The following is a 15,558-nucleotide window of genomic DNA, read 5'->3' on the forward strand; positions in this document are numbered from 1 at the left end:
CGGCGGAGCCAGGCCAAAGAATGCAGTCCGCCACGTGGGACAGCCCCACCGGGTCCCGGTGCACACGGTTACGCTGACCGCGTGCGCCCTTGACACAGCGAGGGCGCAAAGCCGACAGCCGTCGCATCCCAGGGAGCTTGACCATGGCCTCGTTGCCGAACCCGCCCGCAGACACCCAGACCCGGGCCGATGCCCTCCGAGAGGCGCTCGCGACCCGTGTGGTCGTCGCCGACGGAGCCATGGGAACCATGCTCCAGGCACAGGACCCGACGATGGAGGACTTCCAGCAGTTGGAAGGCTGCAACGAGGTCCTCAACGTGACGCGCCCCGACATCGTGGCAAACGTGCACCGGGAGTACTTCGCGGCCGGCGTCGACTGCGTGGAGACCAACACGTTCGGGGCGAACTTCGCGGCGTTGGCCGAGTACGACATTCCCGGGCGCAACTTCGAGCTGTCGGAGTCCGGTGCCCGCATCGCCCGCGAGGTCGCCGACGAGTTCACCGCCTCCACCGGCCTGCAGCGCTGGGTGCTGGGCTCCATGGGCCCCGGCACCAAGCTGCCGACGCTCGGCCACATCGACTACGCGACGATCCGCGACGCCTACCAGATCAACGCCGAGGGCCTGATCACCGGCGGCGCGGACGCGCTGCTGGTGGAGACCACCCAGGACCTCCTCCAGACCAAGTCCTCGATCATCGGCGCCCGCCGCGCGATGGAGGCCCTGGGCGTGTCCGTGCCGCTGATCTGTTCCGTCACCGTCGAGACCACCGGCACCATGCTGCTGGGCTCCGAGATCGGCGCCGCGCTGACCGCGCTGGAGCCGCTCGGGATCGACATGATCGGCCTGAACTGCGCGACGGGGCCGGCCGAGATGAGCGAGCACCTGCGCTACCTGGCCCGCAACGCGCGGATCCCGTTGTCGTGCATGCCGAACGCCGGCCTGCCGGTGCTGGGCAAGAACGGCGCCCACTACCCGCTCTCCGCGCCCGAGCTCGCCGACGCGCAGGAGACGTTCGTGCGCGAGTACGGCCTGTCCCTGGTCGGCGGCTGCTGCGGCACCACGCCCGAGCACCTGCGCCAGGTCGTGGAACGCGTCCGCGACCTCGCCCCGGCGGAGCGCCGGCCGCAGCCCGAGCCGGGCGCGTCGTCGCTGTACCAGACGGTGCCGTTCCGCCAGGACACCTCGTACATGGCGATCGGTGAGCGGACCAACGCCAACGGGTCGAAGAAGTTCCGCGAGGCGATGCTGGAGGCCCGTTGGGACGACTGCGTGGAGATGGCCCGCGACCAGATCCGTGAGGGCGCGCACATGCTCGACCTGTGCGTCGACTACGTGGGCCGGGACGGGGTGGCCGACATGAAGGAACTCGCCGGCCGCTTCGCGACGGCCTCGACGCTGCCGATCGTCCTGGACTCCACCGAGGTTCCCGTCCTCCAGGCCGGCCTGGAGAAGCTGGGTGGCCGCGCCGTCATCAACTCGGTGAACTACGAGGACGGCGACGGCCCGGAATCGCGTTTCGCGAAGGTGACCGCCCTGGCGCGCGAGCACGGTGCGGCGTTGATCGCGTTGACCATCGACGAGGAGGGCCAGGCCCGCACCGTCGAGCACAAGGTGGCCATCGCAGAGCGGCTCATCGCCGACCTGACCGGCAACTGGGGCATCCACGAGTCGGACATCCTCATCGACACCCTCACCTTCACCATCTGCACCGGCCAGGAGGAGTCCCGAGGCGACGGCATCGCCACGATCGAGGCGATCCGCGAGCTCAAGCGCCGCCACCCCGACGTGCAGACCACCCTCGGCCTGTCGAACATCTCCTTCGGCCTGAACCCGGCGGCCCGCGTCCTTTTGAACTCCGTCTTCCTCGACGAGTGCGTGAAGGCGGGCCTGGACTCGGCGATCGTGCACGCCTCGAAGATCCTGCCGATCGCCCGTTTCGACGACGAGCAGGTCCAGACGGCCCTGGACCTGATCTACGACCGGCGCGCCGAGGACTACGACCCGTTGCAGAAGCTGATGGCGCTGTTCGAGGGCGTCAACACCAAGTCGATGAAGGACGGCCGCGCCGAGGAACTCCTCGCGCTGCCGCTGGACGAACGCCTCCAGCGCCGGATCATCGACGGGGAGAAGAACGGCCTGGAGGCCGACCTCGACGAGGCGCTCGCGACCCGCCCGGCCCTGGACATCGTCAACGACACCCTGCTGGAGGGCATGAAGGTCGTCGGCGAGCTGTTCGGCTCCGGCCAGATGCAGCTGCCCTTCGTCCTGCAGTCCGCCGAGGTCATGAAGACCGCCGTCGCCTACCTCGAACCGCACATGGAGAAAGTCGCTGACGGCGAAGAGGCAGTCGGCAAGGGCACCATCGTGCTGGCCACCGTCCGCGGCGACGTCCACGACATCGGCAAGAACCTCGTCGACATCATCCTCACGAACAACGGCTACGACGTCGTCAACATCGGCATCAAGCAGCCCGTCTCCGCGATCCTGGAAGCCGCCCAGGAACACAGGGCCGACGTGATCGGCATGTCCGGCCTCCTCGTGAAATCCACCGTGATCATGAAGGAGAACCTGGAGGAGCTCAACCAGCGCAAGCTGGCCGCCGACTACCCGGTCATCCTGGGAGGCGCCGCCCTGACCCGCGCCTACGTCGAGCAGGACCTCCACGAGATCTACGAGGGCGAGGTCCGCTACGCCCGCGACGCCTTCGAGGGCCTGCGCCTGATGGACGCCCTGATCGCCGTCAAGCGCGGCGTCCCCGGCGCGGAACTGCCGCCCCTCAAGCAGCGCCGCGTCGCCAAGCGGGACACCCCGGTGCTCCGGGAGGAGGAGCCCGAGGAGCCGGGCGGCCGCTCCGACGTCGCCGTCGACAACCCGGTCCCCACCCCGCCGTTCTGGGGCACCCGTGTCGTCAAGGGCATCCCGCTCAAGGACTACGCCTCCTGGCTGGACGAGGGCGCCCTGTTCAAGGGCCAGTGGGGCCTCAAGCAGGCCCGCGCCGGCGGAGCCACCTACGAGGAGCTCGTGGAGGCCGAGGGCCGGCCCCGGTTGCGCGGTCTCCTGGAGAAGCTGCACACCGAGAACCTGCTCGAAGCGGCCGTCGTCTACGGCTACTTCCCCTGCGTCTCCAAGGGCGACGACCTGATCATCCTGGACGAGCAGGGCAACGAGCGGACCCGCTTCACCTTCCCGCGCCAGCGCCGCGGCCGGCGCCTGTGCCTCGCCGACTTCTTCCGGCCCGAGGAATCCGGCGAGACCGACGTCGTCGGCCTCCAGGTCGTCACCGTCGGCTCGAAGATCGGCGAGGCCACCGCCAAGCTGTTCGAGTCCGACTCCTACCGCGAATACCTGGAACTGCACGGCCTGTCCGTCCAGCTCGCCGAGGCCCTCGCTGAGTACTGGCACGCCCGCGTCCGCGCCGAGCTCGGATTCGGCGCCGAGGACTCCGCCAAGGTCGAGGACATGTTCGACCTGAAGTACCGCGGCGCGCGCTTCTCGCTGGGCTACGGCGCCTGCCCCGACCTGGAGGACCGCGCCAAGATCGCCGACATGCTCCGGCCGGAGCGCATCGGCGTCCACCTCTCCGAGGAGTTCCAGCTCCACCCGGAGCAGTCCACCGACGCCATCGTGATCCACCACCCCGAAGCGAAGTATTTCAACGCACGCTGACGCAGACCGGCGTACACTGGTCGGTCCCATACAGGCCGGTCACCTGTTCTCCCGGGCACGCCCCGGGAAGCGAGGTGACCGGCCTTCTCGTCCCCCGTGAGAGGTGTGCGCATGACCAGCACCGTTCCAGCCGCCGTCACCCGTACGACCGACGGCCCGGCCCTGCAGGCGGTACTGCTGGACATGGACGGCACCCTGATCGACACCGAGGGCTTCTGGTGGGAGATCGAAGAGGAGATCTTCGGCGAGCTCGGCCACCGGCTGGAGCAGACCTGGCGGGACATCGTCGTCGGCGGCCCCATGAGCCGCAGCGCCGCCTTCCTGATCGAGTCCACCGGCGCCGCCATCGGCCTCGCCGAACTCAGCGTGCTCCTCAACGAACGCTTCGAGGCCCGCATCGCCGACCAGGTGCCCCTGATGCCCGGCGCCGAGCGACTGCTGGCCGAACTGGCCCGGCACAACGTGCCCACCGCCCTCGTCTCCGCCTCCCACCGTCGCGTCATCGACCAGGTCCTGCTCACCCTCGGCCGCGACCGCTTCACCATGACGGTCGCCGGCGACGAGGTGCCCCGGACCAAGCCGCACCCCGACCCCTACCTGATCGCCGCCCAAACCCTCGGAGCGCATCCCTCGCGCTGCGCCGTGATCGAGGACACCGCCACCGGCGTCGCCGCCGCCGAGGCCGCCGGCTGCCGGGTCGTCGCCGTGCCCTCCGTGGGCATGATCCCCGCCGCCCCCGGCCGCACCATCGTCCGCTCCCTGGAGGAAGTGGACCTCGCGTTCCTGCGCTCGCTCATCACTCCCCTGAACTGAACGCGCACACTGCGTACCGAACAGCAGGGGGGGGCACTGCCGGGAACCGGCGGGAGAATCTTCCGCCCGGCGCTGCGGAGGCCGAAATTCCATCCCCGTGCGGCCAGTTGCGGCAGGTGAGCTTGGTCACCCGACGGAACCGCGCCGGGACCTCCCACACGCCCGGAACCGTTCCCTTGTGTCCGGATTGATCAGCTCCTGACCCCCTCTGCGCCCACTCTGCGATGAACGGTCAGTCCGCGCCCATAACCGTCCGGTTACGCCCCAACTCCTGCCAGTTCCAGCCATCCCGTCCCAGGCCACTAATGTCGACGCCGGGCACCTCGCCGCACCTCAGCAGTACCGGAGACACACCCCCGTGCCGGTACCGCGTGGACCGATCGTCACACACCGGCCCGATCGTTCCGCCCTGAACGGGCGACCGTCGCGAAGTGCCCTCTACGCCGCTTTGAAGCAAGTGCCGGGTGAGGGAGTACTTCCAGCATGAACCGCAAGACCATGGTGTTGACGGCCGCGATCGGCCTGCTCACCCCCGCGCTGTCCGCATGCGGCAGCGCGAGCGGAGGAGGAGCGGGATCCGGGGCGATCGTCGTCGGCACCACCGACCGGTTCGAAGCCGCCGACTACGCCCCCGCACCCTTCGACCCCGCCTACGCCTACGACGCCGGCGCCTGGAACGTCCTGCGCCAGACCGTCCAGACGCTGATGCACACCCCCCGCGGCGGCGGCCGACCCGTCCCCGAAGCGGCCTCCGACTGCCGCTTCACCGACAGCGGCAACGAAAGCTACCGCTGCACCCTGCGCCCCGGACTCACCTTCGCGAGCGGTGACCCGCTGACGGCCAAGGACGTCAAGTTCTCCATCGACCGAGTCCTCGCCATCAAGGCCGAGAACGGTCCCTCCTCGCTGCTCTCCACCATCGACACCGTCGAGGCCAAGAGCGCCGACACCGTCGTATTCCACCTCAAGACCGCCGACGCGACCTTCCCGTACAAGCTGTCCACCCCGGCCGCCGGCATCGTCAGCGCCAAGGACTACGACGCGAAGAAGCTCCGCCCCGGCTTCGCCGTCGACGGCTCCGGCCCGTACACGATGAAGGCCGAAGTCAAGGGCAACCAGCTCGTCCGCGCGGTCTTCACCAAGAACCCGCACTACCAGGGCGACATCAAGCTCCGGAACGACAAGGTCGAGCTGCGCTCCTTCGCCGACTCCGACAGCATGGGCAAGGCCCTGCGCGACGGCTCCGTCCAGATGGTCTCCCGCACCCTGTCGCCCGCCCAGATCACCGATCTCTCCGCGAAGCCGCCCAAGGGCGTCAAGCTGGTACCGCTGCCCGGCCTGGAAATCCGCTACCTCGGCTTCAACACCGACGCCCCCGTCGTCAAGGACAAGGCCGTCCGCCAGGCCCTCGCCGCCGCCGTCGACCGCGACGCCCTGATCTCCAAGGTCTACGGCAAGGCCGCCCAGCCCCTGTACTCGCTGGTCCCCACCACCGTCACCGGACACGTGAACTCCTTCTTCAACAAGTACGGCGAGGCCAACACCGCCAAGGCCGCCGACCTGTTGAGGACCGCCGGGATCAAGACGCCCGTCAAGCTCACCCTCAACTACACCACCGACCACTACGGGGACGGCACCGCCGCCGAGTTCGACGAACTCAAGACCCAGCTGAACTCGACCCAGCTCTTCGACATCACCGTCCAGGGCAACGACTGGGCCGACTACCGGCCCGCGCAGAAGAAGGGCGACTACGCCGCCTACGGGCTCGGCTGGTTCCCCGACTACCCGGACGCCGACAACTTCCTCGCCCCGTTCCTGGAGCAGGACAACTTCCTGGGCACCCCGTACGCCAACGCCGCCGTACGCACCAGGCTGATCCCCGAATCCCGGCGCGCGGCCGACCGCACGGTCGCCGTACCCGCGATCACGGAGATGCAGGACATCGTCGCCGACGACGTCCCCGTCCTGCCCCTGTGGCAGGGCAAGCAGTACGTCGCCGCACGCGAGGAGATCACCGGGGCGGAGTGGTCGGTCAACGCCATCTCCGACCTCCAACTGTGGGAACTCGGCCGCGGCGTCGGCGGCTGAGCAAGGCACCAGCCGGCAGCGGGTGTCGCGGGCCGGCGCAACGGAACAGTACGACTGTGAAGGACGTTCGCGTGATGAGACGTAACCAGTGGTTGGCAGCCCCGCTCGGCGCCGCAACCGCCGCCGCGCTGCTCAGCGGTTGCGGGTCGCAGGATGGCTCTGCCGCAGGCAGCGGCAAGGGCGTTGTCATGGGAATATCCGACAAGGTGAAGTCCACCGACCCCGCGTCGGGCTACGACCCGGGTTCCTGGCTCCTCTTCAACAACGTCTTCCAGTCGCTGCTGACCTTCCCCAAGGGCGGCACCACCCCCGAACCCGACGCCGCCCAGACCTGCGGCTTCGAAGGCGCCGACAGCAAGGTCTACAAGTGCGTCCTGCGCGCCGGACTCAAGTTCAGCAACGGCGACAGCCTCACCTCCAAGGACGTCAAGTTCTCCTTCGAGCGCACCCTCAAGATCAATGACGCCAACGGCCCGGCCGTCATGCTCTCGTCGATCGCCGGCATCGAGACGCCCGACGAGAAGACCGTCGTCTTCCGCCTCAAGACCTCCGACGCGACCTTCCCCAGCAAGATCGCGGCAGGCGCCGGCGCCATCGTCGACCACACCCAGTACCCGGCCGACAAGCTCCGCACCGACGGCAAGGCCATCGGCTCCGGCGTCTACAAGCTGGACTCCATCAGCGACAAGAGCGCCAACTTCTCGGTCAACGACTCCTACAGCGGCAAGGCCAAGCCGAAGAACACCGGCGTGACCATGAAGTTCTTCAACGACGACCAGGCCGCCCTCAAGAAGGTCCTCGAAAGCGGCGACGTCGACTTCGCCTTCCGCGGCCTCGCCGCCAAGGACATCGCCACCCTCGCCCACAACACGGGCGAGCAGAAGGTCGAAGTCGTCCAGGGCACCGGCGCCGAAGTCCAGCACCTGGTCTTCAACATGAACGACCCGGTCGCCGGAAAGCTCCCCGTCCGCAAGGCCATCGCCTACCTCGTCGACCGCGAAGCGATCATCAAGGAGGTCTACGACGGCACCGCCACGTCCCTGTACTCCGTCGTCCCCGCCGGCATCGCCTCCCACAACACCGCCTTCTTCGACCGCTACGGCGGCAGCCCCCAGGTGGAGAAGGCCAAGAGCGTCCTGCGCGCCGCCAACCTCACCAACAAGGTGAAGCTCACCCTGAACTCGACGCCCACCCGCTACGGGCCGGCCACCGACCAGGAACTCCAACTCATCGCCAAGCAGCTCAACGAGAGCGGCCTCTTCGACGTCGACGTCAAGTCCGTCGAGTTCGAGCAGTACGAGAAGGACATCGAAGCCGGCAAGTACGGCGTCTACGTGAAGGGCTGGGTGCCCGACTACCCGGACGCCGACAACTTCACCCAGCCGTTCTTCGGCCCGGACAACGTCCTGCACAACAACTACGACAACAAGGAGATCAGCGGGACCATCATCCCCTCGACCTCCGCCAAGTCCGACCGCACCGCCGCCACCACCGACTTCACCCGGCTCCAGGACATCGTCGCCGACGAGATCCCGCTGCTCCCGCTCTGGCAGGGCAAGCAGTACGCCGTCACCCGCCAGAACGTGACCGGCCTCCAGTGGTCGCTCGACGCCTCGACCGTCTTCCGCTTCTGGGAGATCAGCAAGGGCTGACGTACACCGACGGGCCGGCAACCGCGTCACGCGGTTGCCGGCCCGTCGTCGTCCCCGCTACCTCGCCGCGCCGGACCGCCGACGCGCCCGGACTACTGGGCGCCCGGGCGGACCAGGCCGCTCTCGTACGCGTACACGGCGGCCTGGACCCGGTCGCGCAGGCCCAGCTTCGTCAACACGTGCCCCACATGCGTCTTCACGGTGGTCTCGCTCACGAACAGGTCCGCCGCGATCTCCGCGTTCGACAGGCCCCGCGCCACCAGCTTCAGCACCTCCACCTCGCGCTCCGTCAGCGTGCCCAAGGCGTCCGGGACGGCCTCCCCGCCCGACGGCAAGTGCCCCGCGTACTTGTCCAGCAGCCGCCGCGTGATGCTCGGCGCCAACATCGCCTCGCCGCCCGCCACCACCCGGATCGCCTGCACCAGCTCGTTCGCGGGAGCGTCCTTCAGCAGGAACCCGCTCGCCCCCGCCCGCAGCGCCTCCACCACGTACTCGTCGAGATCGAACGTGGTCAGCACCAACACCTTCGCCGGCCCGTCCCGCCCCGGCCCGGTGATCTGCCGCGTCGCCTCCACCCCGTCCATCCGCGGCATCCGGATGTCCATCAGCACCACATCGGGCTGCAGCGCACGCACCTGGTCCAGCGCCTGGAGACCGTCCCCGGCCTCACCCACCACCGCCAGATCCGACTCCGCCTCCAAGATCATCCGGAAGCCGGTGCGCAACAGCGGCTGGTCATCGACCAACAGGACGCGGATCGCCACAGGGGGTACCTCATCTTCGACATCTCGGAACGGCGGCTTCGACGGGCGCCGCCCATTCTGCCCTGACCCGACGATCAGGACGCCCCGGACCCCGTCCCCTCCGTATCCCGCCGCGAAACGATCTCCAACGGATACACCGGGGGAGTCCCACCGAACTCCGGACACACCGCCTGATGATCACACCAGCCGCACAGCTTCGTGGGCCGCGGCAGCCACACCCCCGACTCCGTCGCCTCCACGATCGCGTCCCACAACGCCAGCAGTTTGCGCTCCACCCGCTCCAGGTCCGCCACCACCGGGTCGTACGTCAGCACGTCCCCACTGCCCAGATACACCAACTGCAGCCGCCGCGGCACCACCCCCTTCAGCCGCCACACCACCAGCGCGTAGAACTTCATCTGGAACAGCGCGCCCTCCGCGTACTCCGAGCGCGGCGCCTTGCCCGTCTTGTAGTCGACGATCCGGACCTCGCCCGTCGGCGCCACATCCACCCGGTCGATGATCCCGCGCAACCGCAGCCCCGACTCCAGCTCCGTCTCCACGAAGAACTCCCGCTCCACCGGCTCCAGCCGCGTCGGGTCCTCCAACGTGAACCATCGCTCCACCAGCGCCTCGGCCTCCGTCAACCAACGCGCCAGGCCCTCGCCCTCGTCCCCCGCCGGGAACAGCTCCGTCAGCTCCGGCTTCGCCTCCAGCAGCCGGTCCCACTGCGCCGGGATCAACGCCTTCGCCCGCGGCGCCGTCCGCTCGTGCGCGGGATGATCGAACAACCGCTCCAGCACCGCGTGCACCAGCGTCCCCCGCGTCGCCGCCGCGCTCGGCTTCTCCGGCAGCTTGTCGATCACCCGGAACCGGTACAGCAGCGGACACCGCATGAAATCACCGGCCCGCGAAGGGGACAGCGAAGCAGGCCGCACCGCCCCCGCCGGCCCATCGGGCGCGGCGTCGGCATCGGCGGCGGCCACACCAGGAACAGGACCGGGACTCGTCGTCATGTGTAAAACCCTACGACCCGCCACCGACAGCACGCGCATACCATCGACTCCGAGCCCCTCGCACTGCATGATCAGAGCATCACACCGCGCTACCGCCCCACGACCCACCCGCGCAACCCCACGCCCCCCCACCGGCGGAACCGCCCCACCACACAGCACCGAACGAAGGACAGCCGTGCCAGACACCGACGAAACCGGCGAGCGCCCGCACAAGCGCTCCGACCCGGGCGGCGGACTCCTCATGGGCCGCCCCTTCGGCGTACCCGTCTACGTCTCGCCCAGCTGGTTCCTCGTCGCCGCCCTCATCACCTGGGTCTTCGGCAACCAGCTCGACCGCGTCCTGCCCGAACTCGGACCCGCCCGCTACCTCGTCTCCCTCTTCTTCGCCGTCGCCTTCTACGCCTCCGTACTCGTCCACGAACTCGCCCACACCGTCGCCGCCCTGCGCTTCCGCCTCCCCGTACGCCGCATCCGGCTCCAGTTCTTCGGCGGAGTCTCCGAGATCGAGAAGGAAGCCGAGACCCCCACCCGCGAATTCGTCCTCGCCTCCGTGGGCCCCCTCCTCTCCCTCGTCCTCGCCGGCGCCTTCTACCTCGGCATGGAAGCCGTCGACGCCCCCACCGTCCCCGGCGTCCTCCTCGCCGGCCTCATGATCTCCAACCTGCTCGTCGCCGCCTTCAACCTGCTCCCCGGCCTCCCCCTCGACGGCGGCCGCATGCTCCGCGCCGTCATCTGGGGCATCACCGGAAAACCCATGACCGGCACCGTCGCCGCCGCCTGGGTCGGCCGGGCCCTCGCCGTCACCGTCCTCATCGGCCTGCCCCTGGTCACCCAGACCGGCCTCCTCGGCAACCGAAGCCAGGAAATCGGCGGCATGGACACCGTCATGGACGCCCTCCTCGCCGCGATCCTCGCCGCCATCATCTGGACCGGCGCCGGCAACAGCCTCCGCATGGCCCGCCTGCGCCAGCACCTCCCCGAACTCCAAGCCCGCGCCCTCACCCGCCGCGCCATCCCCGTCGACAACGCCACCCCCCTCTCCGAGGCCCTCCGCCGCGCCAACGAAGCCGGCGCCCGCGCCCTCGTCATCGTCGACGGCGAAGGCGACCCCACCGCCATCGTCCGCGAAACCGCCATCGCCTCCGTCCCCGAACACCGCCGCCCCTGGATCGCCGTCAGCACCCTCTCCCAAGACCTCACCGACGGCATGAAGGTCTCCGCCGACCTCACCGGCGAAGACCTCCTCGACCACCTGCGCGCCACCCCCGCCACCGAATACCTCGTCCTCGAAGCCGGCGGCCGGATCTACGGCGTCCTGTCCACCACGGACGTCGAAAAAGCCTTCGTGAAGGCCATGGCGCGGCCCCAGTCCTGAAGCCAATACACTGGTCACATGTCCGAACCGACCGGTGCCGCCCGCCGACGCGGGCCCTTCGAGGTCGGGGACCAGGTTCAGCTCACCGACCCCAAGGGCCGCCACTACACCTTCACGCTCGAAGCCGGGAAGAATTTCCACACCCACAAGGGTTCCTTCCCGCACGACGAGCTGATCGGTGCTCCCGAGGGCAGTGTTGTCCGTACCACGGGAAACGTCGCGTACCTCGCGCTGCGCCCCCTGCTCCCCGACTATGTCCTGTCCATGCCCCGCGGTGCCGCCGTGGTCTACCCCAAGGACGCCGGCCAGATCCTGGCCTTCGCCGACATCTTCCCCGGCGCCCGCGTCGTGGAAGCCGGAGTCGGCTCCGGCTCCCTGAGCAGCTTCCTGCTGCGCGCCATCGGCGACCAGGGCATGCTCCACAGCTACGAGCGCCGCGCGGACTTCGCCGAGATCGCGACCGCCAACGTCGAGCGCTACTTCGGCGGTCCCCACCCCGCGTGGCAGCTCACGGTCGGCGACCTCCAGGACAACCTGTCCGACACCGACGTCGACCGCGTCATCCTCGACATGCTCGCCCCCTGGGAATGCCTGGAGGCCGTCTCCAAGGCCCTGGTCCCCGGCGGCATCCTCTGCTGCTACGTGGCCACCACCACCCAGCTCTCGCGCACCGTCGAGTCCATCCGCGAGTTCGGCTGCTACGCCGAACCGCAGCCCTGGGAATCCATGATCCGCAACTGGCACGTCGAGGGCCTCGCCGTCCGCCCGGACCACCGGATGATCGGCCACACCGGCTTCCTCGTCACCGCCCGCCGCCTCGCGGACGGCGTCGAACCCCCCATGCGCCGCCGCCGCCCCTCCAAGGGCGCCTACGGCGAGGACTACGACGGCCCGGGCAGCCAGAGCCGCGGCGGCGAGAGCGCCTGACCCGCCGGCCCGCCCGGCCGCGCCCACCCGGCACGGACCCCAACACGAAAGCGCTGTGGCGCAGTTCCCCCACCGAAACGGGAACTGCGCCACAGCGCCTTTTCGTTGACGGGGTCGACAGGACCGGACGCCGCCGACACCCGGCCGGACCCACCCGTTCCACCCCGGTGTGAGGTGTGGCACGATGCTGGCACCGCGTCACCCTTCGCACAGGAGACACCCCGCGTGCTGCACAGCCCCACCGAGCCGGCCCTCGCACTGGACACCCTGGCCCACGGTGACGCCAGACCCATCCACTGGGTCGCCACGGCCACCGCCATGGCCGCCGTCATAGCCGGCGCGGGCCTCCTCCAGCCGGAGCCCGCGACCGGGGCCTCGGTCACCGCCACCGCCGCAGCGGCCCCCGCGGCCGCCCCGGCCGCCGCCCCCGACGCACACGCCGTCACCTACCCGCTGGACTGCAAGGGCATCCCCCAGGCCGTCACCGCCACCGCCCAAGGCGACCTCGACGGCGACGGCATCCCCGAAACCGTGGCCGCCGTCCGCTGCGACGCGGGCTCCGGCACCCCGCCTCACGCCATCTACGTCCTCACCCGGGACAAGACCCCGGGCGCCCCGCCCCGCGTGGTCGCCACCCTGCTCGAAACCGCCCGACGACAGACCGCCACCGACCTCACCATCAGTGACCGCACCGTGACAGCACGTCTCCTCGGGTACTCCTCACCGTCGGTCCCGCGCTACAGCCCCGACGTCGAACAGCTCGCCAAGTGGCGCTGGACCGGCGGAAAATTCCGCCAAGAGCTTACCGACCCACGCCCCGGGAACGTGTGAACCGTCACTCCGCGTCAGGGCCGTACACCTCGACCCTGTCCGAAACACGGCGAACGTGAATGCAGTCACCCGGGCACTCCTTCGCCGAATCGACCACGTCCCGCAGCAACGTCAGCGGAACCGGAGTCGTCGCCCCCGGCGCCTGGAGGAGCTCGTCCTCCGCGCTCTTCACATACGCCAAACCATCGATGTCCAGCTCGAACACCTCCGGGGCGTACTGCACGCAGATCCCGTCGCCGGTGCACAGGTCCTGGTCGATCCACACCTCCAGCGACGCCTCGGCGTCGCCGGCACCCGCGGCCCGGTCGGACGTTGCCTCCTGCTGCACGGTCATATCTCCTGCCGTTCCCTGCACTGAGTGATCCACCCCGGTCACAACTCGCGACAAGTCGCGCGGGCCGTGACGGGTGTTGAACGCTTCGACCTTACAACCGGCTGCTTTCCGATGCTCCTGGGTGGGTATTTCCTTGGCGAGAGGGAGTACGCAAGGGTGAAGATCGGACACACCCCTACCGTCTTTGTGATCTAGGGGTTTCAATCACCACCAGCCCAGGTAGGGTCAGGAAGCGTCCAGCTCCCCTTGGAGGAGGTGAGGACCGTGGCAGCCCACGACGACGACATCAACCGCGGCATCCGGCCCGGGCGAGGGTCCGAGGACCCCGCCGGCCAGGTTGCCTATCTCGAGCAGGAAATCGCCGTCCTGCGACGCAAGCTCGCCGACTCTCCGCGTCACACGAGGATTCTCGAAGAGCGGATCGTCGAGCTCCAGACGAATCTGGCCGGCGTCTCCGCACAGAACGAACGACTGGCGAACACCCTCCGTGAAGCCCGCGACCAGATCGTGGCCCTCAAGGAGGAAGTCGACCGGCTCGCACAGCCGCCGGCCGGCTTCGGCGTCTTCCTGCAAGCCAACGAGGACGGCACCGTCGACATCTTCACCGGAGGGCGAAAACTCCGCGTGAACGTGAGCCCCAGCGTCGACCCGGAAGAGCTCCGGCGCGGCCAGGAGGTCATGCTCAACGAAGCGCTCAACGTGGTCGAGGCCATGGAATTCGAGCGCGCCGGGGACATCGTCACCCTCAAGGAAATCCTCGAGGACGGCGAGCGCGCCCTGGTCATCGGGCACACTGACGAGGAACGGGTGGTGAGGCTCGCCGAGCCGCTCCTGGACATCACCATCCGCCCCGGCGACGCCCTGCTCCTCGAACCCCGCTCCGGCTACGTCTACGAAGTGGTCCCCAAGAGCGAGGTCGAAGACCTCGTCCTCGAAGAGGTCCCCGACATCGACTACGACAAGATCGGCGGCCTGGGCGACCAGATCGAACTGATCCGCGACGCCGTCGAACTCCCCTACCTCTACCCCGACCTCTTCAAAGAGCACGAACTGCGCCCGCCGAAGGGCATCCTGCTCTACGGCCCCCCCGGCTGCGGCAAGACGCTCATCGCCAAGGCCGTCGCCAACTCCCTTGCCAAGAAGGTCGCCGAAGTCACCGGCCGCCCCACCGGCAAGTCCTACTTCCTCAACATCAAGGGCCCCGAACTCCTCAACAAGTACGTCGGCGAGACCGAGCGGCACATCCGCCTCGTCTTCCAACGTGCCCGCGAGAAGGCGAGCGAAGGCACCCCCGTCATCGTCTTCTTCGACGAGATGGAATCCCTCTTCCGCACCCGCGGATCCGGCGTCAGCTCGGACGTGGAGAACACCATCGTCCCCCAGCTCCTCGCCGAGATCGACGGCGTGGAAGGGCTGGAGAACGTCATCGTCATCGGCGCCTCCAACCGCGAGGACATGATCGACCCGGCCATTCTGCGCCCCGGCCGCCTCGACGTGAAGATCAAGATCGAGCGCCCGGACGCCGAGGCCGCGAAGGACATCTTCGCCAAGTACCTCAAGGCATCGCTGCCCCTGCACGCGGACGACCTGTCCGAACACCAGGGCTCCACCGCCGGCACCGTCCACAGCATGATCCAGACCGTCGTCGAGCAGATGTACGCCGAAAGCGAGGAGAACCGCTTCCTCGAGGTCACGTACGCCAACGGCGACAAGGAAGTCCTCTATTTCAAGGACTTCAACTCCGGAGCCATGATCCAGAACATCGTGGACCGGGCCAAGAAGATGGCGATCAAGGCATTCCTCGAACACAACCAGAAGGGCCTGAGGGTCGCCCACCTCCTCCAGGCCTGCGTGGACGAGTTCAAGGAGAACGAGGACCTGCCCAACACCACCAACCCGGACGACTGGGCCCGAATCTCCGGAAAGAAGGGCGAGCGGATCGTATTCATCCGCACCCTCGTCACCGGAAAGCAAGGCGCGGACACCGGCCGCTCCATCGACACGGTGGCAAACACCGGTCAGTACCTCTGACAAAGCGGGGCGGCTGCGGGTGCCCCACCGGGGGCACCCGCAGCCGACCGCTTTACCGACTGCTTTTCCAGCCGGTGGCA

The 15,558-nt window shown here is 68.8% G+C and carries 11 protein-coding genes; 8 read left to right on the top strand and 3 right to left on the bottom strand.

Translation table 11 applies throughout. The features are described from left to right. Positions 1-143 precede the first annotated feature (143 nt). The 4 genes from metH (at position 144) to ABZ934_RS18740 (ending at position 8,221) form a co-directional block, all read left to right on the top strand. A complete protein-coding gene (gene metH / locus ABZ934_RS18725) occupies positions 144-3,668 on the top strand; it encodes a methionine synthase (protein ID WP_361314177.1) in 3,525 nt (1,174 codons plus the stop codon). A 111-nt stretch (positions 3,669-3,779) separates the two neighbouring features. Then, positions 3,780-4,481, top strand: a complete 702-nt coding sequence (locus ABZ934_RS18730; protein ID WP_361314180.1) for an HAD family phosphatase — start codon at positions 3,780-3,782, stop codon at positions 4,479-4,481. 483 nt (positions 4,482-4,964) lie between these two features. Further along, the gene (locus tag ABZ934_RS18735) at positions 4,965-6,569 is read left to right on the top strand and encodes an ABC transporter substrate-binding protein (RefSeq protein WP_361314182.1); all 1,605 of its coding nucleotides are present in this window, start codon (positions 4,965-4,967) and stop codon (positions 6,567-6,569) included. A 71-nt stretch (positions 6,570-6,640) separates the two neighbouring features. Next, positions 6,641-8,221, top strand: coding sequence for an ABC transporter substrate-binding protein (locus ABZ934_RS18740; RefSeq protein WP_361314185.1), 1,581 nt, complete (start codon positions 6,641-6,643; stop codon positions 8,219-8,221). A gap of 92 nt (positions 8,222-8,313) precedes the next feature. On the opposite strand, the gene ABZ934_RS18745 is transcribed toward ABZ934_RS18740, so the two are convergent. Next, on the bottom strand, positions 8,314-8,985 hold the full coding sequence (locus ABZ934_RS18745; RefSeq protein ID WP_361314188.1) for a response regulator transcription factor: 672 nt from the start codon (positions 8,983-8,985) through the stop codon (positions 8,314-8,316). Between the two features lie 74 nt (positions 8,986-9,059). Next, complete coding sequence (locus ABZ934_RS18750; RefSeq protein WP_361314191.1) at positions 9,060-9,860, bottom strand: RecB family exonuclease; 801 nt, start codon at positions 9,858-9,860, stop codon at positions 9,060-9,062. Here ABZ934_RS18750 and ABZ934_RS18755 point away from each other — a divergent pair. From ABZ934_RS18755 to ABZ934_RS18765, 3 genes are all read left to right on the top strand, one after another. Beyond that, positions 9,859-11,355, top strand: coding sequence for a site-2 protease family protein (locus tag ABZ934_RS18755; protein ID WP_361314194.1), 1,497 nt, complete (start codon positions 9,859-9,861; stop codon positions 11,353-11,355). The genes ABZ934_RS18750 and ABZ934_RS18755 overlap by 2 nt on opposite strands. Before the next feature lie 18 nt (positions 11,356-11,373). Then, positions 11,374-12,282 (top strand): tRNA (adenine-N1)-methyltransferase, encoded by a 909-nt coding sequence (locus ABZ934_RS18760; protein WP_361314196.1) that lies wholly within the window; start codon positions 11,374-11,376, stop codon positions 12,280-12,282. Positions 12,283-12,507: 225 nt separating this feature from the next. Next, complete coding sequence (locus ABZ934_RS18765) at positions 12,508-13,113, top strand: hypothetical protein (RefSeq protein WP_361314199.1); 606 nt, start codon at positions 12,508-12,510, stop codon at positions 13,111-13,113. Between the two features lie 4 nt (positions 13,114-13,117). Here the strand turns inward: ABZ934_RS18765 and ABZ934_RS18770 are convergent, their stop codons facing one another. Then, positions 13,118-13,447, bottom strand: a complete 330-nt coding sequence (locus ABZ934_RS18770) for a ferredoxin (protein ID WP_361314202.1) — start codon at positions 13,445-13,447, stop codon at positions 13,118-13,120. Between the two features lie 264 nt (positions 13,448-13,711). Between ABZ934_RS18770 and arc the strand changes: the two genes are divergently transcribed. After that, on the top strand, positions 13,712-15,478 hold the full coding sequence (gene arc / locus ABZ934_RS18775) for a proteasome ATPase (RefSeq protein WP_361314205.1): 1,767 nt from the start codon (positions 13,712-13,714) through the stop codon (positions 15,476-15,478). Positions 15,479-15,558 lie beyond the last annotated feature (80 nt).

This window comes from Streptomyces sp. NPDC046557 (genome assembly GCF_040645975.1).
Classification (GTDB): domain Bacteria; phylum Actinomycetota; class Actinomycetes; order Streptomycetales; family Streptomycetaceae; genus Streptomyces.